This is a genomic window from Sphingomonas sp., from assembly GCF_019635455.1.
Lineage (GTDB): Bacteria > Pseudomonadota > Alphaproteobacteria > Sphingomonadales > Sphingomonadaceae > Sphingomonas.
Genome location: NZ_JAHBZJ010000002.1, coordinates 260,088 through 285,231, shown reverse-complemented (window position 1 = coordinate 285,231; position 25,144 = coordinate 260,088). Strand labels below are relative to the sequence as shown.

Genomic DNA, 25,144 nt, shown 5'->3' with positions numbered 1-25,144 from the left:
TAGCCGCGCGCATGCCGTCCGACACTGCCGCCACGCGCCTCGCCTCGATTCGCGACCGTATCGCCCGCGCCGCGCGGCTTGCCGATCGCGAACCGTCCGAGGTGACGCTCGTCGCCGTCTCAAAGACGCATGACGCCGACGCGATCCGTCCCCTGATCGCCGCCGGCCAGCGCGTGTTTGGCGAGAATCGCGTTCAGGAGGCGATGGCGAAATGGCCCGATCTGCGCGCCGAAACGCCCGATCTGGTCCTCCACCTCGTCGGGCAGCTGCAATCGAACAAGGCGCGTGAGGCGGTCGAGACGTTCGACGTCATCCATGCGGTCGATCGCCCGTCGCTCGTCACCGCGCTTGCCCGCGCGATGGCGGAAAGCGGGCGCAGGCCCGACTGCTTCATTCAGGTCAATATCGGCGACGAGCCGCAAAAGGGCGGATGCGCGGTCAATGCGCTGCCCGATCTGCTCGCGGCGGTTCGCGCGGCGGACCTGCCCGTTATCGGACTGATGGCTGTCCCGCCCGCCGGCCTTGAACCCGCGCCCTATTTCGCGCTTCTGGCGAAGCTGGCCCGCGATTCGGGCCTGCCGGGACTCAGCATCGGCATGTCGGACGATTTCGAGACCGCCGTGACGCTCGGCGCCACCCATGTCCGGGTCGGCACGGCCCTGTTCGGAGCGCGTGCATGAGCCTGGCCGTACGATTCGACGCGCTGATCTTCGATTTCGACGGCGTGCTGCTCGAAAGCGAATATGAGGGCAATCGCCACGTTGCCGACTATCTGACCGCGATCGGCCATCCGACCACGCCGGAACAATCGATGGCCAATTTCATGGGTCTGGCCGGGCGCGAATTCATCGACGCGATCGAAACATGGATCGGGCGCGACCTTCCCGCCGATTTCCACCCGGCGCGTGAGGCAGAAAACGCCCGCGTACTGGCGCAGGGGGTCGCGGCGGTTGCCGGCGCGGTCGCCTTCGTGCGCGCGTTGCCCGCCGATCTGCCGCGCGCGATCGCCTCATCGAGCGGCACCGATTGGATCGACGCCCATCTGAACCATCTGGGCATTCGCGACGCGTTCGCGGACAAGATTTTCAGCGGGCGCGAGCATGTCGCGCGGGGCAAGCCGGCGCCCGACATCTATCTCCATGCCGCGCGGGCGCTCGGCGTCGATATTGCCCGCTGCGCGATCCTGGAGGATTCGCCGGTCGGCGCGACCGGCGCCGTCGCATCCGGCGCGACCGTGATCGGACTCTGTGCCGGCGCGCATTGCGGCGTCGGCCATGACGAACGGCTGCGCGCCATCGGCGTCGATGCCATCGCCCATGATTTTAACGAGGTCGCGCGGCTGATCGCCTGAGCCTTACCGGCACGGATGCGCCAGCATGTGGGTGCGCAGCGCGATCGCGTCCTCCAGCGCATTGTGCGGGATCGCGCTTTCCCGCGCCGCGTCGAACCCGACCGGATCGCACAGGTCAAAGGTGATCCGGTCGATCGGGTGACGGCGCCCCGGCCCGGCGATCAGCGCGCTCGCCGCATGGGCGATGTCCTCGGGCCAGTCGGCGACGAGCACCGGATGCGGATCGTCGCGCAGATAGGCGGCGAGCATGGCCCCCAGCACGGGCATCGGGACCGGTGCGATCCCGATCACCGGAATCACATGCGCGGCGACCCACGGAATCGGATCGTCACACGGCACCGCGGCATAGAACGGCACGCCCCCATCCTCCGGCGCGAGCGCGAGGGCGATCAGCGGGCCGCCAAAGCCGTTGAATTCGACGTCCAGATAATAGCGCATCAGAGCTGGTGGCCCGTCCGGTCGCGCTTCGTCGCCAGATAACGCGCATTGTGCGGGTTGGCGGGCAGATGATGCGGCACCCGTTCGGACACCGCGATCCCCGCCGCCTCAAGCCCCGAAACCTTTGCCGGATTGTTGGTCAGCAGGCGCACCCGGCCCTGACCCAGCAGCGCCAGCATCCGCCCGGCGACACCGAAATCGCGCGCATCGACGGCAAAACCCAGTCGGGTATTGGCATCGACCGTGTCGAATCCCTGATCCTGCAAGGCATAGGCGCGCAGCTTGTTGATCAGGCCGATCCCGCGCCCCTCCTGCCGCAGATAGAGGAGGATGCCCCAGCCCGATTCGGCGATGGCATGGATCGCGGCGTGGAGCTGCGGCCCGCAATCGCATTTCAGGCTGCCGAGTACATCCCCGGTCAGGCATTCGCTGTGCAGCCGCACCAGTGGCGGGGCGCCGGTCGGCTGGCCGATCACCAGGGCCACGTGTTCGTCGGGCGATTCGGGGGTCCGGAACGCGACGATCTCGGCATTTTCCGCACCCGCGACGGGCAGCCGCGCCCGCGTGACGATGCGCAGCCGCACCGGATCCTCATGGGCGTCGAGGTCGGCGGGCGTTAGCGCGTCGGTCTCCGCCTCTCCCGCGCGCGCGAAAAATGCGGGCAGCAGCCCGGCAACCCGTGCCAGCCGCAGCGCGGCGGCGGCCGCATCGGGCTGGGCGACCGGAAGCGCGCGGAACGGCCCCTTGAACGGGGTCGCGAGGTCGAATTGCGGGTCGGCGAGCGCCGTAGCCGCGTCGAAATCGAGCCAGGGCGCGCGTTCGACCAGCACCGGCGCGTCCGGCACCGCCGCCTCGCGCTGGTTGGCGAGCTTCAGCGTCGCGGCCCGGCCGGCGGACAACAGCACGCCCGCCCCCCCCTCGGGATCGAATGCGGTCAGGCGCGCCGCATCGGCGGTCTCCACCGCGAGCAGCGAGAGCGCCCCGCCGGCCCCGCGAATCGTTACCGGCCAGCCGCGTCGCAGCGCATCGATCGCCCGCGCGGCGGCTTGTGGCCCGGCTTCGCTCAAAAATCGAACTCGGTCACGATCGGCACATGGTCCGACGGCTTTAGCCAGCCGCGGCACGGCTCGCACACGCGATGCGCGCTGGCCCGCGCCGCGACATCGCGGCTCGCCCACATATGGTCCAGCCGCCGTCCGCGATCCGATGCCGCCCAGTCCTTCGCGCGATAGCTCCACCAGGTGAAGCAGCGTGCGGGCGCCGGAATGAACTGGCGCCCCAGGTCCACCCAGTCGTTCGCCCGCTGCAACCGGTCCAGCGCCTCGACCTCGATCGGCGTGTGGCTGACGACGCCCAGCAGCTGCTTGTGGCTCCACACGTCACATTCCAGCGGCGCGACATTGAAATCGCCGGTCAGGATCGCCGGCGTGTCCGCCAGCCCCTCCGACCACCGGGTCATCCGCTCCAGAAAATCGAGCTTCTGGCCGAATTTCGGATTGGCGTCGCGGTCGGGAATGTCGCCGCCGGCCGGAACATAGACATTTTCGAGCCGTACCCCGCCGGGCAACCGCACGCCGACATGCCGCGCCTCGCCATTCGCCTGCCAGTCGAGCCGGTCGTCCTCGATCAGTGGCACCCGGCTGATGATCGCGACGCCATGGTGCATCCGCTGGCCATGAACGACGATGTGCTTATAGCCCAGCGCGCGCAGAGGGCCGTGCGGAAAATCGCCGTCGATGACCTTGGTTTCCTGAAGGCAGAGGATGTCGGGCGCTTCCTCGCGCAGGAACTGCTGGACGATGTCCATGCGGAAGCGGACGGAATTGATGTTCCACGATGCGATTTTCATGTCGCCGTCCGTCTAATCACCTTGTGCGACCGGCACCAGCCCACTCCCGGCCGGATGCGTCTCGTCTGCCTGTCCCGGGCCAATCGCCGACCGGGCCGATGCGACCGCTTCGGAAAAAGGAAAGGCCCCCGCTCCGGGGGCATGGAGCGAGGGCCGACCTGGCGTTCGTCACGCAGGCAGGATGAGACACACATTCGGGCAACAGGGGGAAAAATCCCGAACGCCCCATCCGCAGGTCCGGTGTTACGCCCGGAAAGCTGTCGCGAACATGAACGCCGTTGTCAGGCGCGTGTCAGGGTCGCCCGCCACGCTTGCGCGGGTCGTTCCACCGGAACGCGCCGTCGCTCACATCGACGTTGAACCGCTGGCCGGACAGCCGCACCGTGGTGCGGTTGTTCTGCGAATCGAGCGCGACCCAGCCTTGCAGCATCAAACCGCCCGGGGCAGCCGCGTTGCGCGCGAAAACCATCGTGATTCGGCCATATTCGGGCTTTTTCGGATCATGCGCCTCGATGCTGATCACGTCGGGATTGCCGGTCGGGACGACCTTCGCATAGCCCGAAATGTCGCGATCCGGGTTGAGCAGCACGCCGAGCGGCGAATTCTTCACCGGCCAGCGCGACACCTGCTTCACCGAATAGTCGATGAACCACAGCGAGCCGCCGTCGCCGACGATCAGCAGCGGCACGCCCTTTTCATACTGGAACCGGATCTTGCCCGGTCGCTTCAGCGTCAGCATGCCATCGACGGTCTTGCCGGCGCGGTCGGTCTGGGTGAACGACGCGGTCATCGTCCGGGTTGCGCGCAGATGCTGTTGCACCTGCGCCAGGGTTCCCTGCTGCGCCGTGGCGGGCAGGGCGAGCGGAAGGGTGACGGCCGCGATCGCGGCGAGAGGACGTGTCATCATGGTCGTGCCAAACATGCGCGCCACCCTGTCGGTTCCCGGTTGAACTCGCCCTGAACCCGCGTCGCGGTCCGGCGGGTCGGCGTTCAGGCCTCGGTGCGCGCCTTCACGATCTTGCCCGGCTCGCGCGGCGGCTCGCCCTTGGGCAGCGCATCGACATGCTCCATGCCCTCGGTCACTTCGCCCCACACGGTGTACTGGCCGTCGAGAAAGGTGGCATCGTCCAGGCAGATGAAGAATTGCGAATTGGCGCTGTTGGGATCGTTGGTCCGCGCCATCGAACACACGCCGCGCACATGCGGTTCGCGGCTGAATTCGGCGGGCAGGTTCGGCTCCTTCGACCCGCTCATGCCGGTCCCGGTCGGGTCGCCGCCCTGTGCCATGAAGCCGGCGATCACCCGGTGAAAGACAACCCCGTCGTAAAAGCCGCTATCGGCCAGCTTGGCGATGCGCTCGACATGCTTGGGGGCAAGGTCGGGGCGCAGCTTGATCTGCACGTCGCCCGTGTCGAGGGTCATGATCAGGCGCGTGGGAAGGTCGGACATTGGGAACGGGTCTCCGGTCAATCGAATGTGATCGGGTCACCTAGGCCGGAGTTGGCGCGGTTGCAAACCGCGCGAATGCGCGTGCGGATTGGCAGCGCGATTCGAGCGCGTTAGAGGGAGGTCGTTCAGTGCCATCGGGGAGGGCTCGAATGACCAGCGAGACCGAAACCGCCGACGTCGCGCAGCATGACGCGCACGACCGGATCAATCCCGATTTCGTCCGCACCGTCCTCGACCTGGTCGAGGCGGGCGATGCAGAGGCGGTGCGCGAAAAGGTCGAGCCGCTTCATCCCGCCGACATCGCCGACCTGGTCGAGCTGACCCCGGCGGATCAGCGCGCCGCGCTCGCCGCCGCGATCCCCGGACTGATCGACGGCGAAGTGCTGTCGGAGATGAACGACTGGGTCCGCGACGCGCTGATCGAGGCGCTCGAGCCGCACGAAGTCGCCGACATCGCCGCCGAACTCGATACCGACGACGCCGTCGCGATCATCGAGGACATGGAGGAGGAGGACCAGCGCGCCGTCCTCCGCGCCCTCGATCCCGACGATCGCGCCGCGATCGAGGAAGCGCTCTCCTATCCCGAGGAATCCGCCGGCCGACTGATGCAGCGCGAGCTGATCGCGGTGCCGGAACACTGGACCGTCGGCGACGTGCTGGATTTTTTGCGCGGCGAAGAGGAACTGGCGACCGATTTCTGGGAAATCTTCGTCGTCGATCCGGCGCACAAGCCGCTCGGTACCTGTGCGCTGTCCTGGATCCTGCGTACTCCGCGCGCGGTTTCGATTTCCGATGTGATGAAGCGCGAACAGACCTTGATCCCGGTCGAGATGGATCAGGAGGAAGTCGCGCTGATCTTCCAGAAATATGCGCTGATTTCCGCGGCGGTGGTCGATGACAGCGGCCGGCTGGTCGGCGTGATCACGGTCGATGACATCGTCCACATCATTTCCGAGGAAGCGGGCGAGGATACGCTGAAGCTCGCCGGCGCGGGCGATGGCGATATCAACGAACCGATCGGCGTGACGGTGCGGACCCGGCTCACCTGGCTGGTGGTCAATCTCGCCACCGCGATCCTCGCATCCTCGGTGGTCGGCCTGTTCCAGGGCGAGATCGCGGCGTTCGCGCTGCTTGCGGTGCTGATGCCGATCGTTTCGGGCATGGGCGGGAATGCCGGAACGCAGACGCTGGCGGTGGTGGTGCGCGCGATCGCGACCAATCAGCTCACCGATTCGAATACCTGGCGCATGGTCGGGCGCGAATTGCGGATCGCGATCGCCAACGGTCTGGCGCTGGGGCTGCTGATCGGGGTCGGCACCTTCGTGATCTTCGACAATCGCGATCTGTCGCTGGTCATCTGTCTGGCGATGATCCTCAACAATCTGCTCGCCGGGCTGGGCGGCGTGCTGGTGCCGGTGACGCTCGATCGGATGCGGGTCGATCCGGCGGTCGCCTCTGCCGTCTTCGTGACGACGCTGACCGACACCGGGGGGTTCCTCGCCTTTCTGGGTCTCGCCACCTTGTGGGGCCTTGGCGGCTGACACACATAGCGGTCATGCCGCTTCATCTTACCAAAGTCGCGTTCGGGGTCACGGGAATCGATCATCTGCGCGATCGGCTGGCCGAACGCGGCCGCGCCGGGCCGGTCGCGCTGACCACCCGCTATCTTCCCAAGCGGCATGCGGAGATCGCCGGCGGCTCGCTCTTCTGGATCTTCAAGCATCAGCTCGTCGCGCGCTCGCCGATTATCGGCTTCGGCGAGGCGGAGGGCGGGCGCACATCGATCCTGCTCGACCCCGATCTGGTGCTGGTGATCCCCAGTCCAAAGCGCGCGCATCAGGGGTGGCGCTATCTCGACGATCAGGATGCGCCACGCGACCTGGGTTCCGCAGAGATGGGGTCGCTGCCCGTCGATCTGGCGGGAAAGCTGGCCGAGCTGGGGCTGGTCTAGCTGGCGAGGGCGGGGAACGCGGCGCGGAACGCCGCGATCTTGGGTTTGTCCCACCGCACGATATAGGGATGGCCGGGATTGCGCCGGGCAAAGTCCTGATGCTCGGCTTCGGCGGGGTAAAAGCCGCCCTGCTCGATTTTCGTCACGATCGGCTTGTCGAACACCCCGGCTTTGCCAAGCTGGTCGATATAGGCACGCGCGACGCGGGCCTGGCCGGCATTCTGGGGAAAGATCGCCGAGCGATAGCTGGGGCCGCTATCCGGTCCCTGGCGGTTGAGCTGGGTCGGATCGTGCGCGACCGAAAAATAGATGCGCAGCAGCGTCGCATAGCTGACCTGACGGGGGTCATAGGTGATTCGCACCGCCTCGGCATGGTTCGTCCGCTCGGTCGAAACCTGGGCATAGCGGGCGGTCGCGCGCGCCCCGCCGGCATAGCCGCTCACTACCGCGCGCACGCCCTTCACCTGTTCGAACACCGCCTCCATGCCCCAGAAGCACCCGCCCGCGAGCACCGCGACCTGCGCCCCGCGGCCGGGTGCGACGTCGATGGTCGATGCCGGAATTTTCACTGCGGTTTCCGACGTGCCCGCCAGACCGGCGGTGGCGGTGAGGATGCCGAGACCGGCGATCCCGATCACAAGGGGACGGGTGCGCATGCCCTAAAAGATGGGGGCTGCGGAAACCTGTTCAATGTGCAGCGCGACCATGGCGACCGCGCCGAGCGAGAACCCGGCCAGGAACCGATGAAGGAAGGGAGAGGACAATAGCGCGCGCATCGATGATCTTTCCTGCTGGTTGCGGCGGCAGATGGGGCGCCCGCCGCCGGAACCAAGCAAAGATATCCTACCAGCCGATGAACGCACGGTGAGCGCGCCTGTCATCGCGCGTTTTGGGGGAAGGTGGCGCCCGGCGCGCGCGTCGTCGCCCGTCGATGAGGAGCACCCGCTGCGGCCGGATGCGCGTCCGCTCAACGCAGCGCCGCGCACGCCTCCTGGATGCGGCCGCACGCCTGCGTCAGCACATCCTCGCTCGTGGCGTAGCTGATCCGCAGCGCGGGGGAGAATCCGAACGCCGCGCCATGCACCGCCGCGACGCGCGCATCGTCGAGCAGATAGCCGACCATCGTCTCGTCGCTGTCGATCACCAGCCCCTTGGGGGTCGTCTTGCCGATCAGGTCGCTGAATTCGGGATAGACGTAAAAGGCACCCTCCGGCCGTGGGCAGTGCATGCCGTTGATTTGGTTCAGCATCGACACCACCAGGTCGCGCCGCTTCTGGAACGCGGCGGCGCGGTCCTTCAGGAACGACTGGTCGCCATTGAGTGCCGCGACCGACGCCGCCTGGCTGACGCTGCACGGATTGCTGGTCGATTGCGACTGGAGCTTGCCCATCGCCTTGATCAGCCATTGCGGCCCGCCGGCAAAACCGATCCGCCATCCGGTCATCGCATAGGCCTTGGACACGCCGTTCGCGGTCAGCGTGCGATCGTACAGCGCCGGACAGACCTGCGCGATCGTGGCGAATTCGAATCCGTCGTACAGGATGTGCTCATACATGTCGTCGGCATAGATCAGCACCTGCGGATGGCGCTCCAGCACCTCGCCCAGCGCCTTCAGTTCTGCCGCGCTATACGCCGCGCCGGTCGGGTTGGACGGCGAATTGAGTACGACCCACTTCGTCTTAGCGGTGATCGCCGCCTCAAGCTGTTCGGGCTTCAGCTTGTAGCCCTGATCCGCGCCCGCCGCGACGAACACCGGCGTGCCGCCCGCAAATTCGACGACATCGGGATAGCTTACCCAATAAGGTGCCGGCACGATCACCTCGTCGCCCGGGTCGATCGTCGCGCAGAACGCGTTGAACAGCGTGTGCTTGCCGCCCGAATTCACGCTGATCTGGTTCTCGGCATAGGTCAGGCCGTTGTCGCGTGCGAATTTGGCGACCACCGCCGACTTCAATTCGGGCGTGCCATCGACATTGGTATATTTGGTCGCGCCCTTGCGGATCGCCTCGATCGCCGCTTCCTTCACGAAATCCGGCGTGTCGAAATCGGGTTCGCCCGCGCCCAGGCCGATCACGTCGATCCCCTGGCGCTTCAGGTCGAACACGCGGCTCGTCATCGCGAGCGTCGCGGAAGGCTGGATGCGATTGAGCGCGGCGGAGGTCTGCATGGGCGTCGCCTTCTGGCTGGAAACGCGCGCCCTATAGGTCGGCGGTCGCCTCTTCCGCAACCGTAACAGCGGCAACCAGTCCGCGCAGCGCGTTGCCGATCAGCAATCCGTCGCGCAGATCGTCGGGGGTCAGCTCGCCCTCCACCGCTTCGCCGCGCGCGATCAGTTCGGCGCGCAGCACGCCGGGCAGGACTGCCCGAGTCAATGGTGGGGTGACGAGCCGCCCGTCCCGCCGCACGAAGATCGAGGTGAAGCTGCCCTCGGTCAGATACCCTTCGGCATCGACATACAGGGTCTCGAACGCGCCGCCGACGCGCGGATAGGGGCGCCGGTCGCTGGTCTTGTGCGCCAGGCGAATGTCGTGCGGCGCGACGGGCCGGCGCATCAGCGCGACCCGGACCGGCCCGGCGGGCGCAGCCGGCATCGGCGCGGTGCCGATCGCGACGGTGCCGCCCGGCGACAGCAACAGCCGCACCCGCGCCGGATCGCGCAGGCGAAAGGTCGCGGCCTGTAGCTCGTTGCGTACCGCGTGCCGGTCGAACGCGATGCCGAACGCGGCGGCACTCTCCTTCATCCGCGCCAGATGCCGTTCGAGCAGCGCGATGCCCTGTGCCGGGTCGAACGCCATCGTCTCGATCAGGTCGGACCGGCGCTGTCCGCGCGTCAGGAACGCGCTCTTGGTCAGGCACTCGTCCCACTCTTCGCGCGCGCGCGAATCGGCGACTACGCCCGATCCCAGGCCGATTTCGGCGATGCCGGCGCCATCGGCCAGCCGCAGGGTGCGGATCGCGACGTTGAACGCGGCATCTCCATCCGGGTCGATCCGCCCGATCGAACCGGTATAGGCGCCGCGCGGATCCGGCTCGACCGCGCCGATCACCTCCATCGCGCGGATCTTGGGCGCGCCGGTCACCGATCCGCAGGGAAAGGTCGCCGCGATCGCGTCGCCCACGCTCATGCCCGCGCGCAACCGGGCGGTGACGGTCGAGACCATCGTGTGCAGCGTCGGATAGGTTTCGACCTTGAACAGCTCCGGCACCGCCACGCTGCCCGGCTGTGCGATCCGGGTCAGGTCATTGCGCATCAGATCGACGATCATCAGATTTTCGGCGCGCTGCTTCTCGTCGCGGGCAAGCGTCTCGCGCACCTGTGCATCCTGCTCGGGCGTGGCGCCGCGCGCGGCGGTTCCCTTCATCGGCCGCGCCATCAGCTCGCCGTCGCGCAGCGCCAGGAACAGTTCGGGGGAAAAGGACAGCAGCCAGTCGCGTCCGGTCCATATCACGCCGCCATAGCCCGCAGCCGCGCGCCCGCGCACGGCGGCGTAGATGGCCAGCGGATCGCCCATCACCCGCACCGTCGCGCGAAAGGTCAGATTGGCCTGATAGATGTCGCCGGCATCGATCCATTCGCGCACCCGGGCAAAGGCCGCATCATAGTCTGCGCGCGAGATGCCGGGCCTCGCCCCGCCGATCCAGGCGCCGCCCGGATCGGGCAGATGCGCCGGCACCTCGGCAGCGGCGATCCGCACATGGCCGTCGAACAGCCCGAACCAGAGCAGCGGACCATCGCCCGCCGCCGGCGCGCCCAGTCGCGGCTCCAGCGCATGTCCCGCCTCATAGGCGATATAGCCTGCGGCATGCAGGCCTTCGCCGCGCGCGGCGTCCAGCGCGGCGAGCGCGGGCCGCACCTCATCGCCACGCATCGCGACGATCGTCCGTACCGGCGCACGATACAGGCGCGCATCCTCACCCCCCGGCCGGGCGTCGTCGAGCAGCACGAAGGGGGCGTCGCGGCGCATCGCGTCAGCCATGCAGGTCCGCGCGGTCGCCCGCAAGCCTTGGTTGCCGCGCTTCCCGCCCGCGCCTATCTGCTGACAGCCATGACCACGCCTCCGCTCCGCGCCGCGATCGTCCCCGTCACCCCGCTACAGCAGAATTCGACGCTGCTATGGTGTACCAGGACGATGCGCGGCGCCTTTACCGATCCGGGCGGCGATCTCGACCGGTTGAAGGCGGCGGCGAAGCAGCATGGCGTCACCATCGAAAAGCTGCTGATCACCCATGGCCATATCGATCATTGCGGTCAGGCCGGCCTGCTGGCCGAAGAGCTGGGCGTTCCGATCGAGGGGCCACACGAGGCGGATCGCTTCTGGATCAGCCGGCTCGACGATGACGGGCGCAACTATGGCATCGAGGGTCGCGTGTTCGAACCCGATCGCTGGCTGGAAAATGGCGACACCGTCACGGTCGGTGAGCTGACGCTCGACGTCTATCACTGCCCCGGCCACACGCCGGGCCATGTCGTGTTCCATCACCCCGATTCGAAGCTGGCGATCGTCGGCGACGTGATCTTTCAAGGATCGATCGGCCGCACCGACTTTCCGATGGGGAATCACCAGGACCTGATCGACGCGATCACGGGCAGGCTGTGGCCGCTGGGCGGCGATACCGTCTTCGTTCCCGGCCACGGCCAGCCCAGCACCTTTGCGCAGGAGCGGCAGACCAACCCGTTCGTCGCCGATGCGGTGCTGGCAAGAAGCTAAACCAACAGGTTGACAATCACATGCGGCGCGCGTAGTTAAACCAAATGGTTGAACGACTCGACGCGACCTTCCACGCGCTCTCCGATCCCACCCGCCGCGGCATGCTCGCCAGCCTCGCGCGCGGCGAAAAATCGGTCGGCGAACTCGCGCAGCCCTATGCGATGAGCTTCGCGGGCGCATCCAAGCATGTGAAGGTGCTCGAAAGCGCCGGCCTCGTGGCGCGGCGCAAGGCGGGCCGGACGCAGCTGTGTACGCTCCGGCCCGAACCGCTGGCCGAGGCCGATGCATGGCTCCGACAATGGGCGTCCTTCTGGAACACCCGCCTCGACAATCTCGAGGCGCTGCTCGCGAACGATGGGGAGAAGGACGCATGACCACCGCAACCCCGTTCCTCATGTTCCAGGGCGGCAAGGCGCAGCCCGCGCTCGACTTCTATGTCGCGCATGTTCCCGACAGCCGGATCGATTCGGTCCAGCGCTTCGGCGCCGACGGACCTGGGCCAGAGGGTACGATCATCCGCGCCCACGCGACGATCGCGGGGCAAAGCGTGATGGCGCACGACAGCTTCATCGCCCATGATTTCGACTTCACCCCGTCCTGGTCCTTCTATCTCGACTGCGCCGACGCCGCCGAGTTCGACCGCCTGTTCGAGACGCTGTCGCAGGACGGCCAGGTGCTGATGCCGCCCGGCAATTATGGCTGGAGCACATGTTTTGCGTGGATCAGCGACCGCTTCGGCGTCTCCTGGCAGCTGAATCTCGCCTGACCTTCACGGAGTGACGCCATGAGAAGCGATCCTGCTCCCGTCGAAATTCTCGCGCCCGATACGCTGCGCATCGAACGCATCCTCGACGCTCCGCCTGCGACCGTCTGGCGCTACCTTGCGGAAGCGGAGCTTCGCCGCCGATGGTTCGCGGGCGGGACCGATGCGGCTGCGGGCGGGGAGGTCGGGCTGGTGTTCGACCATGAAAACCTCTCCGCCAACGACGTCCCCTATCCCGAGAAATACGCGAAATATAAAGGCGCGTCGGCGCGCGAGCGCGTTGTGGAATTCGATCCCCCGCGCGTGCTGGCGATCGGCTGGGACGGCGGCAAGGAGGGGGTCGCGCGCTTCGAGCTGTCCGACGCGCCGGGCGGGCGTACGCGGCTGGTACTCACCCACAGCGGGATCAGCGGCCCCGCTCCGATGGCCAATTTCGGCGGCGGCTGGCACTCGCACCTCGCCGTGCTGGAAGGGCTGCTCAATGGCGAACCGGTGCGCGATTTCTGGGCGCTGCATGCCAGTTCGGAGGCGAAGGTCGCGGCCGCGCTTGCGGAATCTTCGACAAGCTGACCCGCAAACCCTAGATCGGGCCGATGCTGATCCTCGGCCTCGAATCGAGTTGCGATGAAACCGCCGCCGCGCTGGTCACCGACGCGCGCGACATCCTCGCCCATCGCCTTGCGCGGCAGGATGAGGCGCATCGCCCGTTCGGCGGGGTCGTTCCCGAAATCGCCGCGCGTGCGCATGTCGAGGCGCTGGAGCCGCTGATCGCCGCGGCGCTGGACGATGCCGGGGTGACCCTGGCCGATGTCGATGCGGTCGCCGCGACCGCCGGCCCGGGGCTGATCGGCGGGGTCATGGTGGGGCTGGTCACCGGCAAGGCGCTCGCGCACGCCGCGAACAGGCCGCTGGTCGCGGTCAACCATCTGGAGGGGCATGCCCTCTCGCCCCGCCTCGCCGACCCCGATCTTGCCTTCCCCTATCTGCTGCTGCTCGTGTCGGGCGGGCATTGCCAGCTGCTGCTGGTCGAAGGGGTGGGCCGCTATCGGCGCCTTGCCACGACGATCGACGACGCGGCGGGTGAGGCGTTCGACAAGACCGCCAAGCTGCTTGGCCTCGGCTTTCCCGGCGGCCCGGCGGTCGAGCGCGCCGCCGCATCGGGCGATCCCCGCGCCGTCCCGCTGCCGCGCCCGCTGGTCGGATCGGGCGAGCCGCATTTCTCGTTCGCCGGCCTCAAGAGCGATGTCGCGCGCAAGGTCGGCAAGTTCGCCCCCGCCGATCTTGCCGCCTCGTTCCAGCAGGCGGTCGTGGACTGTCTGGTCGATCGCACCCGCATCGCGCTCGGCAAGGCGGTGGGCGCCACCGCCCTCGTCGTGGCGGGCGGGGTCGCGGCCAATGGCGCGGTGCGCGCCGCGCTGACCGCGCTGGCCAGCGAACACCGCCTGCCCTTTGTCGCACCGCCGCTCTGGCTCTGTACCGACAATGCCGCCATGATCGCCTGGGCCGGGGTCGAGCGGTTCGCGCTCGGTCTCACCGATCCGCTCGACCTGCCCGCGCGCCCGCGCTGGCCGCTCGATCCGGACGCGGAAAAGGTGCGCGGCGCGGGAGTGAAGGCATGAAACTGGGTGTTCTGGGCGGCGGCGCGTGGGGAACCGCACTGGCACAGGTCGCGGCGCGCGGTGATGAACCGGTGACGCTGTGGGCGCGGGAGGATGAGGTCGTCGCTGCGATCAATCACGCGCATGAAAACCGCCTGTTCCTGGCCGGGGTTCCGCTCGCCGCGTCGATCCGCGCGACCGGCGATCTCGCCACGCTCGACGATTGCGATGCATTGCTGGTGGTGGTTCCCGCCCAATTTCTGCGCACCGTCCTGTCGGCCGCTCCGGTCGCCGGGCGTCCGCTGGTGCTCTGCGCCAAGGGGATCGAGGCGGGAACGCGGATGCTCGTCGCGGAAATCGCGCGCGAGCGTCATCCCGATGCGCCGGTCGCGGTGCTGTCCGGCCCCACCTTCGCGCATGAGGTCGCGCGCGGCCTGCCCACCGCGGTCACGCTGGCGTGCGAGGACGAGGCGCTTCGCGACCGGCTCGCCGCGCGGCTCGCCGGTCCCGCCTTTCGCACCTATGGCTCCTCCGACGTGATCGGGGCGGAGATTGGTGGCGCCGTCAAGAACGTTCTCGCCATCGCCTGCGGGGTGGTCGAGGGCGCGGGGCTGGGCCTCAACGCGCGCGCCGCGCTGATCGCGCGCGGATTTGCCGAGATGACCCGGTTCGGCATCGCGCGGGGTGGCCGTGCGGAGACGCTGGCCGGCCTGTCAGGGCTGGGCGATCTCGTCCTCACCTGTTCCTCGACAAATTCGCGTAATTTCTCGCTCGGCGTCGGCCTTGGCCGGGGCGAACGCGCCGCGGACCTGCTCGCCGATCGCCGCACCGTGGCGGAGGGCGCGGCGACCGCTCCGGTGCTGCGCGATGCCGCACGTGCCGCCGGCGTCGATATGCCGGTTACCGACGCGGTGTGCATGTTGCTCGACGGCGCGGCGGTCGGCGACGTGGTCGATGCGCTGCTCAGCCGCCCGCTGCGCGAGGAAGGCGCATGAGGTGGGCGGCGATGCTGCGGGGCATCAACCTCGGCAAGCGCCAGCTCAAATCGGCGGAGTTGAAGGGGGTGGTCGAGGGGCTGGGCTTTACCGATGTCCGCACGCTGCTCGCATCAGGCAACGTCGTCTTCACCGCGCCCGGCCGGGACGCGGCCGGCCTGGAGGCGGAAATTCACCATGCGCTCAAGGAGGAAACCGGACTGGAGTCCGAGGTGTTCGTCCGGACGAAGGACCAGCTCGACGCCGTGGTGGCGGCCAATCCCTATCCCGATGTCGCGCGGGAGCGTCCCGCGTCGCTGGTGGTGATGTTCCACCGCGACGACATTCTCGCCGCGCCGTTGGACCGGATCGCCAAATGCTATGACGGCCCCGAGCGCCTGCACCGCCATGGCCGCGACCTGTTCATCGATTTTCCCGACGGACAGGCTCGCTCGAATCTGGGTCCGGCGATGGCAAGGGCGAAATTCCCGCGCGCCAGCACCGCCCGCAACTGGAACACGCTGCTCAAGATCCGCGACGCGCTGTAGGGGTCGAACCGGCGCTCCCGGCTATCGCATCGCCCGTGCGGCCAGCGCGCCGCAATCGGCGTCGGTGGCCAGGGGCGGGCGATCCCCCGCGATCGCGTCGCCGACCATCTTCAATATGCCGCCGACATTGGTCTTGCCGCCCGGCACCTTGGGGTCGGGCGACTTGATGGTGCCGCGCACCGGCACCGGCTCTGTCAGGCGCAGGATGCTGTCCTTCTTCGGCGCGCCGGTCATCGTCAGGTCCAGCCGCTCGTTCGCCAGATCGATCGTGCCGGCGACATGCGATTGCGATCGTGAGGTGTCGATCAACAGCGGGCTCATCCGCGCGCTACCGTCGCGCACGTCCATATGGACGATCAGGCAGCGCAGCGTGGCGACCGCGTCCTTGTCGGCAAAGACCCCGCGCCCGACGTCGAGGCCGATGAACGACGCCAGTTTCGACGGGATCCGGCCGCTGCCGGAGGCCAGCGCCACCTCTCCGCTCGACCGGCCGATCGCCGCGCGCACGGTTTCGCCGGTACCGGTCAGCCTGGCCATGCCGCGTAGCGGCGCGTCGATGGTGCCGCCCCCGGCCAGCGTGCCGATCGTGGTGTCGGCGAGCTTCAGGTCGAGCGCCAGCATCGGACGCGGCTTGCCGTCACGCTGATCGACGACGATCCGGCCGCCCAGCGTCCCGCGCGTCATCCCGACGGTGAACGGATCGACGGTCAGGCGCGCATTCTCCAGCGTCAGCGTGCCGGCGATGCGCCGGAATGGTGAGTCGAAGCGTGAGAGCAGGCGATCGGCACGCACCCGCAGCACGCCATCGATATCCGCGACGTTGCGCAGATCGATGCGCGTATCCGGTACGATCCGGGGACCCGCCTTCGCTCGCTTGGCGGCGGCGATCGCCCGGCCGCGCGTGTTCGACAGGTCCTCGAAATCGAGTTGCGCCAGCCGGATGTCGCCGTCGATCCGGGTCCGACCGGGGGTCGATTTGTCGATCGTCGCGTCCGCGGCCGACAGGCGTGAGCGTCCGATCGTTCCGTTGAGGCCGGCGATCTTCCAGACCTCGCCCTGGCGCGACACCTTGCCGTTCAGCGCGACCGGCTGGGTGCCGAACAGCCCCGCCTCGATCACCCGGTCGAGGTCGAGCAGATCGTGGCCGCGCGCATGCATGTCGAACCGCATGTCGTGGGTGTCGAGCGCCCGCGCCATGGTGCCGCTCGCGGTGATCCGCGTTTGTGGACCGACGATCCGGGCGACGAACGGCCAGTTCGCACGGCCGTCGATCGGCGCCCCGGCCAGGACGACGCGAACCGCCTCGTCGGCCAGCGCGCCGGTCCCGCGGACGCGCAGGCCGTTGCCGTCCGAATCGACGCGCACCCGCGCACGCCGGTCGCGCTTCGCGTCGCGATACGCGATCGTCAGGTCGCGGATCGCGAGCCGGGCAAACCCATCGCCGGTCGATCCGCCGCCATCCTTTGGCCCACCCCAGTTCGTCCGCCCGTCCGACGCGCGCACCAGTGTCGCGACCCCGTTTTCGATCGCGATCGGCTGTGGCCGCACCTGCCCGATCAGCAGCGGCAGCACCGGCAGGCGCACCCGCGCGCGCGCCACGCGCAGCATCGCGCCGTTCCCGGCCCAGCCGGGCTGGGCGATGCGCACATCGCGCAGCACCAGCACCGGATGGAGGGACAGGATTCCTTCACGTTCGATGGTGCCGATCGTCGCCGGGGCGCCGATGCGCGCGCTGATCGCCCGTTCGGCCTGGGCGCGAAACACGCCCCACGGGAAACAGGCGAGCACCAGCAACAGGATCGCGACGGCGGCCGCGACGATGGCGGCGATCCTGGCGGGGCGGGAACGGGGCGGCAGGATCATCCCGGCACGGACGCGCGACCCCCGCGCTTCGTTCCCTCCGCCGGGTCAGAAATCGACCGCGATCCCCTTCAACTCCCAGTCGCCATAGCGGACCGGATCGGTTCCCAGCGGATCCGCCTTTGCCGTCTTTCCCGGAGCCGGGCGCGGGACCGGCTTGTTCTTGGCCAGATAGGCCGGCGGCTTCACATGGTCGGGGCGTTTGCCCATGGTCGGTTCTCGATTGCAGCGGATCGGGTTCGCCCCCACATTGGGGCGGTAAAGGAGCAGGTTCAAGTGAACGGGTTCAAGACGACGATGCTGCTGGCGGCGCTGACGGCGCTGTTCATGGCGCTTGGCTTCACGATCGGCGGACGCGGCGGAATGGTGATCGCGCTGCTGGTCGCGGTGGGGATGAACCTCTTCACCTACTGGAACGCAGACCGGATCGTGCTGTCGATGCACGGCGCGAAACAGGTCGATGGCGCCAGCGCGCCGGAATTTCACGGCCTGGTCGCCGATCTCGCGCGGCGCGCCGGGCTGCCGATGCCAAAGGTCTATGTGATCGATTCGCCGCATCCCAATGCCTTTGCCACCGGCCGCAATCCCGAACATGCCGCGGTCGCGGCGACGACCGGCCTGTTGAACATGCTGACCCGCGACGAGATCGCCGGGGTGATGGCGCATGAACTCGCGCATGTCCGCAACCGCGACACGCTTATCATGACAATGGTTGCGACGATCGCCGGGGCGATCTCGATGCTCGCCAATTTCGGCCTGTTCTTTCGCGGGAACGACAATCGCGGCGCGCTGCTCGCGACGGTGCTTGCGGTGATCGTCGCGCCGTTCGCGGCGATGATCGTCCAGATGGCGATCAGCCGCACCCGCGAATATGGCGCGGATCGCGGCGGGGCAGAGATTTCGGGCAACCCGCGTGCGCTCGCCTCGGCGCTGGCGAAGCTGGCGCGCGGCGCCGCCGCCGTCCCGAATCCGGTAGCCGAGCGCGTGCCGGCGGCGGCCCAGCTCTATATCGTCCCGGGATTGTCGCGCGGCGGTGACAGCCTGTTCTCGACCCATCCCGATACCGGCAACCGCATCGCCGCGCTGGAGGAGATCGCGCTGGCGATGGGACAGAGCGCGCCGCGTGACGCGCTTACCGCGCCCCGGTCCGCTCTTGCGGCTGACGCTGCGGCGGCACGCCCCTCCGCGCTCGGCAGGCGTCCCGCCCCACGCCGGTCCACCAGCGCGCTCGACCCCAATCGCCGGGGATGATCGACGCCGCGATCGGGGATGCGTCTCCGCGCCCGGCGGTTCGACTGGATCACCCTGTGGGCGGGAGTTGTCCTATGGGTCGCGCTGTTCGTCGCGGCGTGTTCGCCGTCCATGCCCTGATTTGAGAAGGGGGTGATCGCGCGCCGGAAAGCGCGTAGGGGCCGGGGATGCCCCGGCCGCCCCACCCTCGATCACGCCGACATTCGCCAGGCCAACGTCCACCCGCCGATCCCCCGGGCGTCCCGGCGCGCCGGGCGGCGCTGCGGCTATTGGATGCGGTGCTGCGGCGCGGGCTTGCGATCGAACAGGCGCTCGCTGCTGCCACCGCCGGCCTGTCTCCGCCCGATCGCGGCCTCGCCCATGCCATCGCGGCAGAGGTGCTGCGCCGGCTCGCCGATCTCGACGCGCTGATCGATGGCGCGACCCGCAATCGCCTGCCCGACGATGCGAAGGCGCGGTTCGCGCTGCGCATCGCGCTGGTCCAGGCGCTGCGGCTCGGTACGCCGCCGCATGCCGCGATCTCGACCGTGTTGCCGCTGGTCGATGGCGGCCCGCGCAAGCTGGTCCATGGCGTGTTCGGCACGCTGCTGCGCGGCGACGCGGCCCTGCCGGACACGCCCGCGCTCCCGCCCCCGGTCCATGATCGCATCGCGCGCAACTGGGGCGATCGGGTGGCGCGCGCCGCCGGTGAGGCGATCGCCGCGCCGCCGCCGCTCGACCTTACCCTGCGCGGCGACCCGCCGCTTGCGGGCGTCAGCCTGCTTCCCGGCCATGTCCGGCTGACCACCGACACGCCGGTTCCCGATCTGCCGGGCTATGCCGCGGGCGATTGGTGGGTCCAGGATCTCGCTGCGTCGCTCCCCGCGCGCCTGGCCGGCGGTGGCGGCGGTCATGCGCTCGACCTGTGCGCCGCGCCGGGGGGCAAGACGCTTCAGCTCGCCGCCGCCGGCTGGGACGTGACGGCGGTCGATATCTCGGAAAGTCGTCTGGCGCGACTTTCGGAAAATCTCGCCCGCACTGGCCTGTCGGCGACGATCGTCACCGCCGACCTGCTCGACTGGCAGCCGCCCGCGCCCGCCGATGTCGTCCTGCTGGACGCGCCGTGCAGCGCGACCGGCATCTTCCGCCGCCACCCCGATGTGCTCCACCGCGTCGGCCCCCGCGTGATCGCAGAGATGGCGGAGGTCCAGGCGCGCCTGCTTCCGCGCGCGGCATCCTGGGTGCGGCCGGGCGGGCTGCTCGTCTATGCGACCTGCTCGCTCGAACCCGAAGAGGGGGAGGCGCAGATCGCGGCGTTTCTGGACAGCCACCCCGATTTCGCGATCGACCCGGTGCTTCCCGACGAGCTTCCGGAGGGGCTGGTCGCGCACGAGCGCGGCTGGCTGCGCACGCTGCCGGGCATGCTCGCCGAACAGGGTGGCCTCGACGGCTTCTTCATGGTGCGGATGATGCGTGTTGCGGGCGATTCGCCAGGGACGTAAGGGGACGACATGACCGCCATCCGCATCGCCCCCTCGATCCTCTCCGCCGATTTCGCGAAGCTGGGGGAAGAGGTGCGCGCGATCGACGAAGCGGGCGCCGACTGGATCCATATCGACGTGATGGACGGCCATTTCGTGCCAAACCTCACCATCGGCCCGGCGGTGGTAAAGGCGCTGCGCCCGCATACCGCCAAACCGTTCGACGTCCACCTGATGATCGCGCCGGTCGATCCGATGCTCCAAGCGTTCGCCGATGCCGGTGCCGACTGCCTGTCGGTCCATCCCGAAAGCGGCCCGCACCTCCACCGCACGCTTCAGACGATCAAGGCACTCGGCAAGCGCGCGGGCGTGGTGCTCAACCCGGCGACGCCGGTCGATGTCGTCGATCACGTGCTGGACATGGTCGATCTGATCCTGGTGATGAGCGTCAATCCCGGCTTTGGCGGGCAAAAGTTCATCGAAAGCCAGATCGCGAAGATCGCCGCGCTGCGCGCGCGGATCGATACCAGCGGCCGGCACATCGATCTTGAGGTCGATGGCGGCGTCGATCGCGCCACCGCGCCCCGGGTGATCGCGGCGGGCGCCGATGCGCTCGTCGCCGGCACCGCCGTGTTCAAGGGCGGTCCGGCGGCCTATGCCGACAATATCCGGGCGTTGCGGGGCGCGTGAGCGATGCGGGTGACGACCCCGCCGCCGACGGGATCGATCAGGGCAAGCGGCTGATCCGGATGGGCGGCGACAGGGGGCTTTCCCTCGCCGACCGAATCGCCGAACATTTCCACCGCATGACCTGGCGCACCCCCCTCCACCATCTCCGGCTGCGCGGCCGTCATCCGCTCAAGCTGATCGCGGTCGCCGACGATCCGTTCCTGGGGGATCCCGCGCGCGGCAATGCGCTGCTCGAGGGACAGATGCGCTTTCGGGGCGAAAGCCATGACGTCACCGCGCTGGGAACGGCCCGGCCCGACTGGTCGGCGGCGTTCGGGGACTATTTCCACAGCTTCGCCTGGCTGCGCGATCTGTCGACCGTCGCCACCCGGCAACGGGCGGCGCCCGTCGCCGAACAGGTGATGCGCCTGTGGCTTGCCACCCATGCCGATCGCGTGCGCGATCCCGCCTGGCGTGCCGACCTGTGGGGGCGGCGGATCCTGTTCTGGACCGCGCATGCCCCGCTGATCCTGTCCAGCACCGATCTGGTCTACCGGTCCCAGGTGCTCAACGCGCTGGCGCGGGGTGCGCGTCATCTCGATCGCGCGGCGGATCGCGTTCCGCCCGGCGCGGCGCGGATCGCCGCCTGGTGCGGCGTGCTCGCCGCCGGCCTCATGATCCCGGGTGGCGATCCGCGTCGCGCCTTTGGCGAGGCCGGACTCGCGCGCGCGCTCGACGGTGCGATCAGCGGCGATGGCGGCATCATCGGGCGCGCGCCGGCGGCGTTGCTGGATGCGGTGATGCTCCTGACGCTGTTGCGCGAAACCTATGCCGCGCGGCGCATGGATCCGCCGGCGGCCCAGACCGACGCCCTCACCCGGATGGTCACCGCGCTGCTGGGCGTATGCCATGCGGATCGCGGCCTTTCCAGCTGGCAGGGCGGGCTGCCGGTCGATGGCGATACGATCGACGCGATCGTCGCGGCGACCGGCGCGCGCGTCCGGCCGCTGCGTCAGGCGCATGAATGGGGGTATCAACGGCTGGCGCAACAGCGCACCGTTGTCATCATGGATGCCGCGCCGCCGCCGATCGCGCGGGTGATGGAGGGCGGGTGCGCCTCCACCCTCGCCTTCGAATTCTCGGACGGACCGGAACGCATCGTCGTCAGCTGTGGCGGCGCGCGGGGGGCCGATCTGCGCCTGCCCGCCGCGTTGATCGAGGGGCTGCGCACCTCCGCCGCCCATTCGACGCTGATCGTCGGCGACAGCAATTCGACCGCGATCCATCCCGACGGCACGCTCGGTCGCGGCGTGGTCGAGATGGAGCTGGCGCGACACGAGACCGAAACCGCCAGTCGGATCGAGGCCAGCCATGACGGCTATGCCCGCCGCCATGGGGTGATCCATCGCCGCACCATCGCGCTTGGCGCCGACGGGCGCGACGTACGCGGTGAGGACAGTCTGCTTCCCGCCGCGCGGCGGGGGCGGCAGAACGCGGCGCCCTTCGCGATCCGCTTCCACCTGCATCCGGGGGTCGAGGTAACCCCTACCGCCGACGGTATGGGCGCCTTGCTGCGCACCCGGGGCGGGGCGGCGTGGCAGTTCCGTGCGCGCGGCGCGACGCTGGCGATCGAGGAAAGCGTGTGGATCGACGACCGGGGCATGCCGCGTGAAACCCAGCAGCTGGTCCTGACCGGTGAGGCACCGGCCGGTGGCGGCAGCGTCTCATGGCTGTTCCATCGCGCGCGATAGGTTCGAACCGCAACTCGGGGGTTGCGGCACCGGCCCCGCACAGTAAAGCCGCGCGCATGACCAGCATCCCGATCCGCCGCGCGCTCCTTTCGGTTTCCGACAAGACCGGGGTCGTCGAACTCGCCACCGCGCTCGCCGGCCGGGGTGTCGAACTTGTCTCGACCGGCGGCACCGCCAGGGCATTGCGCGACGCGGGGCTGGCGGTGCGCGACATTTCCGATCTCACCGGCTTTCCGGAGATGATGGACGGGCGCGTCAAGACGCTGCATCCGGTGGTCCATGGCGGCCTGCTCGCGGTCCGCGACGACGCCGCGCACATGGCGTCGGCGTCCGATCACGCGATCGGCATGATCGATCTGGTCGTGGTCAACCTCTACCCCTTCGCGCAGACCGTCGCAAAGGGCGCCAGCCGCGACGAGATCATCGAGAATATCGATATCGGTGGCCCGTCAATGGTCCGATCGGCGGCGAAGAACCACGCCTATGTCGCGATCGTCACCGATCCCGCCGATTATGCGATCGTCGCGACCGGCGAGACGACGCTGGACGATCGCCGCCGCTTCGCGGCCAAGGCCTATGCGCTGACGGCGCAATATGACGCGACGATCGCCAGCTGGTTCGCCTTCGCCGATCAGGGTGAGCGCTTTCCCGCTACGCTTCCGCTCGTGTTCCGGCGTGGCGCGGAACTGCGCTATGGCGAGAACCCGCATCAATCCGCTGCGCTCTATCTTCCCACCGGCCCCTCTGCCCACGGCATCGCCCAGGCGCAGCAGGTGCAGGGCAAGGAGCTGAGCTACAATAATTACAATGATGCCGACGCCGCGCTGGAGCTGGTCAGCGAATTTCGCGACGGCCCGCCGACCGTTGTCATCGTCAAACATGCCAATCCCTGCGGCGTGGCGACCGCCGACACGCTGGCCGACGCCTATCGCGCGGCGCTCGCCTGCGACAGCGTTTCGGCGTTCGGCGGCATCATCGCGCTCAACCGCCCGCTAGACGCGGAAACGGCGCGGGCGATCGTCGAGATCTTCACCGAAGTCGTCGTCGCGCCCGGCGCGAGCGAGGAGGCGAGGGCGATCTTTGCGTCGAAAAAGAATCTGCGCCTGCTCATCTGCGACGATCTGCCCGATCCGATGCGCCCGGGCCTGATGCTCAAGACGATCGCCGGCGGTGCGCTCGTCCAGTCGCGCGACAATGGCCGCGTCACCGGCGATGACCTTCAGGTCGTGACGAAGCGCGCGCCGACCGACCGGGAACGCGCCGACTGCCTGTTCGCCTGGACGGTCGCCAAGCATGTCAAGTCGAACGCGATCGTCTATGCCCGGGACGGCAGCACCGCGGGCGTTGGCGCGGGACAGATGAACCGGCTCGAATCCGCGCGCATCGCCGCGTGGAAGGCGAAGGATGCCGCCGAAAAGGCCGGCTGGGATCAGCCGCGCACGATCGGCAGCGCGGTCGCTTCGGACGCCTTCTTCCCGTTCGCCGACGGCCTGCTCGCCGCGGTTGAGGCTGGCGCGACCGCCGTGATCCAGCCCGGCGGATCGATCCGCGACGATGAGGTGATCGCCGCGGCGGACGAAGCCGGCCTGGCGATGCTGTTCACCGGAATGCGCCACTTCCGCCACTGAACGGGCGGCGTTACAGCGCCTCGATGTCGGTGCGGCCGAACGGGATGTTGAGCGGCAGATGATGCCGCGCCATCCACGGTGCGATGTTGCGGCTGAGCAACGCGATGCTGGTCATGCCGCGCCACCTGTCGAGTTCGAGCATCAGATAGGCGATCATCGGCGATCCGGCGAACGGCGGGGCCTGATAGTCGCGGTGCGGGACGAGATATTGTCGGTCCGTCGCCGTTGCGGGCGTGCTGGCCATGCCAGTGACGGCAGCGTCGCGCGCGCCGAAACGCAGGTCGTCGATCACGTCACCCGAATGGGAGAAGGCGAACAACAGCACGACCGTCGCGCCTTTGCGCCGGATCGCCTCGACCGCGCCCGCGATTTCGTCGTCCGTGATGGCGTTGCGCGGCACATTGGCGGCGTCAGCCGGCCCCGTGTCGGACGGCAGATATGCGCCGTCGAGTCCATCCGCCTCGGCCCTGCCACTGATCTGGAGGCCGTGTCCCGACAGCATGATGACGACCCGCGAACCGGGCTTGGCGTTGCGCGCCAATCGCGCGAAACCCGCCATGATCGCGGCCCTGGTCGGTGCCGCGATCGGCGTCGCGAGCGCGGGCATGTCGCGCAGCTTCGGGTTGCCGCGCGCCGCGATCAGCGCCGCCGAGGGTGTTTGCGTGAGAACCGTGACACCGCTGCCCGGGATGCCGCGGTCGAGCAATGTCCGGGCGGTGATCGCGGCATCGTTATAGGCGCCGATCAACGGGGCCGCGACCCCCTCGGCATATTCGACACTGCCCACGATCAGCGCCTGGTCCAGGCTACGATCGGGGCCGGCGGGCGCGGCGCCGGCCAGCAGCAGCGCCGACCCGGCGGCGATCATCGCGGTGACCCACGTTTTCATGCAGCT

Annotated in this window: 27 protein-coding genes; 16 read left to right on the top strand and 11 right to left on the bottom strand. The window is 68.7% G+C overall.

All coding sequences use genetic code 11. The features are described 5' to 3' along the window. Positions 1-11: 11 nt before the first annotated feature. Entirely contained in the window at positions 12-680 is a 669-nt protein-coding gene (locus tag KF783_RS03995; RefSeq protein ID WP_294076780.1) for a YggS family pyridoxal phosphate-dependent enzyme, read from the top strand. After that, the gene (locus tag KF783_RS03990) at positions 677-1,351 is read left to right on the top strand and encodes an HAD family phosphatase (RefSeq protein ID WP_294076779.1); all 675 of its coding nucleotides are present in this window, start codon (positions 677-679) and stop codon (positions 1,349-1,351) included. Before KF783_RS03995 ends, KF783_RS03990 begins: the two co-directional genes overlap by 4 nt. A 3-nt stretch (positions 1,352-1,354) precedes the next feature. Here the strand turns inward: KF783_RS03990 and KF783_RS03985 are convergent, their stop codons facing one another. From KF783_RS03985 to KF783_RS03965, 5 genes are all read right to left on the bottom strand, one after another. Next, positions 1,355-1,789 carry a hypothetical protein gene (locus tag KF783_RS03985; protein ID WP_294076777.1) on the bottom strand — a complete coding sequence of 145 codons (435 nt, stop codon included), beginning with the start codon at positions 1,787-1,789 and terminating at the stop codon, positions 1,355-1,357. Beyond that, positions 1,789-2,856 carry a GTP cyclohydrolase II gene (gene ribA / locus KF783_RS03980; RefSeq protein ID WP_294076775.1) on the bottom strand — a complete coding sequence of 356 codons (1,068 nt, stop codon included), beginning with the start codon at positions 2,854-2,856 and terminating at the stop codon, positions 1,789-1,791. Before ribA ends, KF783_RS03985 begins: the two co-directional genes overlap by 1 nt. Then, positions 2,853-3,638, bottom strand: a complete 786-nt coding sequence (locus tag KF783_RS03975; RefSeq protein ID WP_294076773.1) for an exodeoxyribonuclease III — start codon at positions 3,636-3,638, stop codon at positions 2,853-2,855. Before KF783_RS03975 ends, ribA begins: the two co-directional genes overlap by 4 nt. A gap of 292 nt (positions 3,639-3,930) precedes the next feature. After that, the gene (locus KF783_RS03970; RefSeq protein WP_294076771.1) at positions 3,931-4,545 is read right to left on the bottom strand and encodes an outer membrane lipoprotein carrier protein LolA; all 615 of its coding nucleotides are present in this window, start codon (positions 4,543-4,545) and stop codon (positions 3,931-3,933) included. A gap of 83 nt (positions 4,546-4,628) precedes the next feature. Next, positions 4,629-5,087 (bottom strand): peptidylprolyl isomerase, encoded by a 459-nt coding sequence (locus KF783_RS03965; protein ID WP_294076769.1) that lies wholly within the window; start codon positions 5,085-5,087, stop codon positions 4,629-4,631. Between the two features lie 149 nt (positions 5,088-5,236). Between KF783_RS03965 and mgtE the strand changes: the two genes are divergently transcribed. After that, positions 5,237-6,628 (top strand): magnesium transporter, encoded by a 1,392-nt coding sequence (gene mgtE, locus KF783_RS03960; protein ID WP_294076768.1) that lies wholly within the window; start codon positions 5,237-5,239, stop codon positions 6,626-6,628. Positions 6,629-6,642: 14 nt separating this feature from the next. Then, positions 6,643-7,038 (top strand): DUF1489 domain-containing protein, encoded by a 396-nt coding sequence (locus tag KF783_RS03955; RefSeq protein ID WP_294076766.1) that lies wholly within the window; start codon positions 6,643-6,645, stop codon positions 7,036-7,038. Here the strand turns inward: KF783_RS03955 and msrA are convergent. From msrA to pabB, 3 genes are all read right to left on the bottom strand, one after another. Further along, a complete protein-coding gene (gene msrA / locus KF783_RS03950; RefSeq protein WP_294076765.1) occupies positions 7,035-7,694 on the bottom strand; it encodes a peptide-methionine (S)-S-oxide reductase MsrA in 660 nt (219 codons plus the stop codon). The genes KF783_RS03955 and msrA overlap by 4 nt on opposite strands. Before the next feature lie 311 nt (positions 7,695-8,005). Next, a complete protein-coding gene (locus KF783_RS03945; RefSeq protein ID WP_294076764.1) occupies positions 8,006-9,205 on the bottom strand; it encodes a pyridoxal phosphate-dependent aminotransferase in 1,200 nt (399 codons plus the stop codon). Positions 9,206-9,236: 31 nt separating this feature from the next. After that, positions 9,237-11,003 carry an aminodeoxychorismate synthase component I gene (pabB, locus tag KF783_RS03940; RefSeq protein WP_294076763.1) on the bottom strand — a complete coding sequence of 589 codons (1,767 nt, stop codon included), beginning with the start codon at positions 11,001-11,003 and terminating at the stop codon, positions 9,237-9,239. A gap of 81 nt (positions 11,004-11,084) precedes the next feature. Here pabB and KF783_RS03935 point away from each other — a divergent pair, with 81 nt between their 5' ends. The 7 genes from KF783_RS03935 to KF783_RS03905 are packed head-to-tail and all read left to right on the top strand — an operon-like array spanning position 11,085 to position 15,630. Next, entirely contained in the window at positions 11,085-11,747 is a 663-nt protein-coding gene (locus KF783_RS03935; RefSeq protein WP_294076760.1) for an MBL fold metallo-hydrolase, read from the top strand. 44 nt (positions 11,748-11,791) lie between these two features. Beyond that, entirely contained in the window at positions 11,792-12,121 is a 330-nt protein-coding gene (locus tag KF783_RS03930; RefSeq protein ID WP_294076758.1) for a metalloregulator ArsR/SmtB family transcription factor, read from the top strand. Continuing rightward, complete coding sequence (locus KF783_RS03925; RefSeq protein WP_294076756.1) at positions 12,118-12,513, top strand: VOC family protein; 396 nt, start codon at positions 12,118-12,120, stop codon at positions 12,511-12,513. The genes KF783_RS03930 and KF783_RS03925 overlap by 4 nt, the downstream gene beginning before the upstream one ends. 18 nt (positions 12,514-12,531) lie before the next feature. Continuing rightward, positions 12,532-13,080: an SRPBCC domain-containing protein gene (locus KF783_RS03920; RefSeq protein WP_294076754.1), complete on the top strand. Its 549-nt coding sequence runs from the start codon at positions 12,532-12,534 to the stop codon at positions 13,078-13,080. Between the two features lie 23 nt (positions 13,081-13,103). After that, positions 13,104-14,129: a tRNA (adenosine(37)-N6)-threonylcarbamoyltransferase complex transferase subunit TsaD gene (gene tsaD, locus KF783_RS03915; RefSeq protein WP_294076752.1), complete on the top strand. Its 1,026-nt coding sequence runs from the start codon at positions 13,104-13,106 to the stop codon at positions 14,127-14,129. Continuing rightward, positions 14,126-15,103, top strand: coding sequence for an NAD(P)H-dependent glycerol-3-phosphate dehydrogenase (locus KF783_RS03910; RefSeq protein ID WP_294076750.1), 978 nt, complete (start codon positions 14,126-14,128; stop codon positions 15,101-15,103). The genes tsaD and KF783_RS03910 overlap by 4 nt, the downstream gene beginning before the upstream one ends. Further along, positions 15,100-15,630 carry a DUF1697 domain-containing protein gene (locus KF783_RS03905; RefSeq protein WP_294076748.1) on the top strand — a complete coding sequence of 177 codons (531 nt, stop codon included), beginning with the start codon at positions 15,100-15,102 and terminating at the stop codon, positions 15,628-15,630. Before KF783_RS03910 ends, KF783_RS03905 begins: the two co-directional genes overlap by 4 nt. 21 nt (positions 15,631-15,651) lie before the next feature. Here KF783_RS03905 and KF783_RS03900 read toward each other — a convergent pair whose 3' ends face one another. Beyond that, the gene (locus KF783_RS03900; RefSeq protein WP_294076746.1) at positions 15,652-17,493 is read right to left on the bottom strand and encodes an AsmA-like C-terminal region-containing protein; all 1,842 of its coding nucleotides are present in this window, start codon (positions 17,491-17,493) and stop codon (positions 15,652-15,654) included. A gap of 45 nt (positions 17,494-17,538) precedes the next feature. Then, complete coding sequence (locus KF783_RS03895) at positions 17,539-17,700, bottom strand: DUF1674 domain-containing protein (RefSeq protein WP_294076965.1); 162 nt, start codon at positions 17,698-17,700, stop codon at positions 17,539-17,541. A gap of 66 nt (positions 17,701-17,766) precedes the next feature. Here KF783_RS03895 and htpX point away from each other — a divergent pair, with 66 nt between their 5' ends. From htpX to purH, 5 genes are all read left to right on the top strand, one after another. Then, positions 17,767-18,741 (top strand): zinc metalloprotease HtpX, encoded by a 975-nt coding sequence (gene htpX / locus KF783_RS03890; protein WP_294076744.1) that lies wholly within the window; start codon positions 17,767-17,769, stop codon positions 18,739-18,741. A gap of 167 nt (positions 18,742-18,908) precedes the next feature. Further along, positions 18,909-20,222: an RsmB/NOP family class I SAM-dependent RNA methyltransferase gene (locus KF783_RS03885; protein ID WP_294076742.1), complete on the top strand. Its 1,314-nt coding sequence runs from the start codon at positions 18,909-18,911 to the stop codon at positions 20,220-20,222. Between the two features lie 9 nt (positions 20,223-20,231). Continuing rightward, the gene (rpe, locus tag KF783_RS03880) at positions 20,232-20,891 is read left to right on the top strand and encodes a ribulose-phosphate 3-epimerase (protein WP_294076740.1); all 660 of its coding nucleotides are present in this window, start codon (positions 20,232-20,234) and stop codon (positions 20,889-20,891) included. Positions 20,892-20,950: 59 nt separating this feature from the next. After that, on the top strand, positions 20,951-22,621 hold the full coding sequence (locus KF783_RS03875) for a heparinase II/III family protein (protein WP_294076963.1): 1,671 nt from the start codon (positions 20,951-20,953) through the stop codon (positions 22,619-22,621). Positions 22,622-22,677: 56 nt separating this feature from the next. Next, complete coding sequence (purH, locus tag KF783_RS03870) at positions 22,678-24,249, top strand: bifunctional phosphoribosylaminoimidazolecarboxamide formyltransferase/IMP cyclohydrolase (protein ID WP_294076737.1); 1,572 nt, start codon at positions 22,678-22,680, stop codon at positions 24,247-24,249. Between the two features lie 10 nt (positions 24,250-24,259). Here purH and KF783_RS03865 read toward each other — a convergent pair whose 3' ends face one another. Then, positions 24,260-25,138 carry a caspase family protein gene (locus KF783_RS03865; protein WP_294076735.1) on the bottom strand — a complete coding sequence of 293 codons (879 nt, stop codon included), beginning with the start codon at positions 25,136-25,138 and terminating at the stop codon, positions 24,260-24,262. Positions 25,139-25,144: the final 6 nt, after the last annotated feature.

Bases quoted from the DNA above. Each gene is read 5' to 3' on its own strand.
- KF783_RS03995 (WP_294076780.1), top strand. From the start codon at position 12: ATGCCGTCCGACACTGCCGCCACGCGCCTCGCCTCGATTCGCGACCGT.
- KF783_RS03990 (WP_294076779.1), top strand. From the start codon at position 677: ATGAGCCTGGCCGTACGATTCGACGCGCTGATCTTCGATTTCGACGGC.
- KF783_RS03985 (WP_294076777.1), bottom strand. From the start codon at position 1,789: ATGCGCTATTATCTGGACGTCGAATTCAACGGCTTTGGCGGCCCGCTG.
- KF783_RS03975 (WP_294076773.1), bottom strand. From the start codon at position 3,638: ATGAAAATCGCATCGTGGAACATCAATTCCGTCCGCTTCCGCATGGAC.
- KF783_RS03970 (WP_294076771.1), bottom strand. From the start codon at position 4,545: ATGATGACACGTCCTCTCGCCGCGATCGCGGCCGTCACCCTTCCGCTC.
- KF783_RS03965 (WP_294076769.1), bottom strand. From the start codon at position 5,087: ATGTCCGACCTTCCCACGCGCCTGATCATGACCCTCGACACGGGCGAC.
- mgtE (WP_294076768.1), top strand. From the start codon at position 5,237: ATGACCAGCGAGACCGAAACCGCCGACGTCGCGCAGCATGACGCGCAC.
- KF783_RS03955 (WP_294076766.1), top strand. From the start codon at position 6,643: ATGCCGCTTCATCTTACCAAAGTCGCGTTCGGGGTCACGGGAATCGAT.
- msrA (WP_294076765.1), bottom strand. From the start codon at position 7,694: ATGCGCACCCGTCCCCTTGTGATCGGGATCGCCGGTCTCGGCATCCTC.
- KF783_RS03945 (WP_294076764.1), bottom strand. From the start codon at position 9,205: ATGCAGACCTCCGCCGCGCTCAATCGCATCCAGCCTTCCGCGACGCTC.
- pabB (WP_294076763.1), bottom strand. From the start codon at position 11,003: ATGCGCCGCGACGCCCCCTTCGTGCTGCTCGACGACGCCCGGCCGGGG.
- KF783_RS03935 (WP_294076760.1), top strand. From the start codon at position 11,085: ATGACCACGCCTCCGCTCCGCGCCGCGATCGTCCCCGTCACCCCGCTA.
- KF783_RS03930 (WP_294076758.1), top strand. From the start codon at position 11,792: ATGGTTGAACGACTCGACGCGACCTTCCACGCGCTCTCCGATCCCACC.
- KF783_RS03925 (WP_294076756.1), top strand. From the start codon at position 12,118: ATGACCACCGCAACCCCGTTCCTCATGTTCCAGGGCGGCAAGGCGCAG.
- KF783_RS03920 (WP_294076754.1), top strand. From the start codon at position 12,532: ATGAGAAGCGATCCTGCTCCCGTCGAAATTCTCGCGCCCGATACGCTG.
- tsaD (WP_294076752.1), top strand. From the start codon at position 13,104: ATGCTGATCCTCGGCCTCGAATCGAGTTGCGATGAAACCGCCGCCGCG.
- KF783_RS03910 (WP_294076750.1), top strand. From the start codon at position 14,126: ATGAAACTGGGTGTTCTGGGCGGCGGCGCGTGGGGAACCGCACTGGCA.
- KF783_RS03905 (WP_294076748.1), top strand. From the start codon at position 15,100: ATGAGGTGGGCGGCGATGCTGCGGGGCATCAACCTCGGCAAGCGCCAG.
- KF783_RS03900 (WP_294076746.1), bottom strand. From the start codon at position 17,493: ATGATCCTGCCGCCCCGTTCCCGCCCCGCCAGGATCGCCGCCATCGTC.
- KF783_RS03895 (WP_294076965.1), bottom strand. From the start codon at position 17,700: ATGGGCAAACGCCCCGACCATGTGAAGCCGCCGGCCTATCTGGCCAAG.
- KF783_RS03885 (WP_294076742.1), top strand. From the start codon at position 18,909: ATGCCCCGGCCGCCCCACCCTCGATCACGCCGACATTCGCCAGGCCAA.
- rpe (WP_294076740.1), top strand. From the start codon at position 20,232: ATGACCGCCATCCGCATCGCCCCCTCGATCCTCTCCGCCGATTTCGCG.
- KF783_RS03875 (WP_294076963.1), top strand. From the start codon at position 20,951: ATGGGCGGCGACAGGGGGCTTTCCCTCGCCGACCGAATCGCCGAACAT.
- purH (WP_294076737.1), top strand. From the start codon at position 22,678: ATGACCAGCATCCCGATCCGCCGCGCGCTCCTTTCGGTTTCCGACAAG.
- KF783_RS03865 (WP_294076735.1), bottom strand. From the start codon at position 25,138: ATGAAAACGTGGGTCACCGCGATGATCGCCGCCGGGTCGGCGCTGCTG.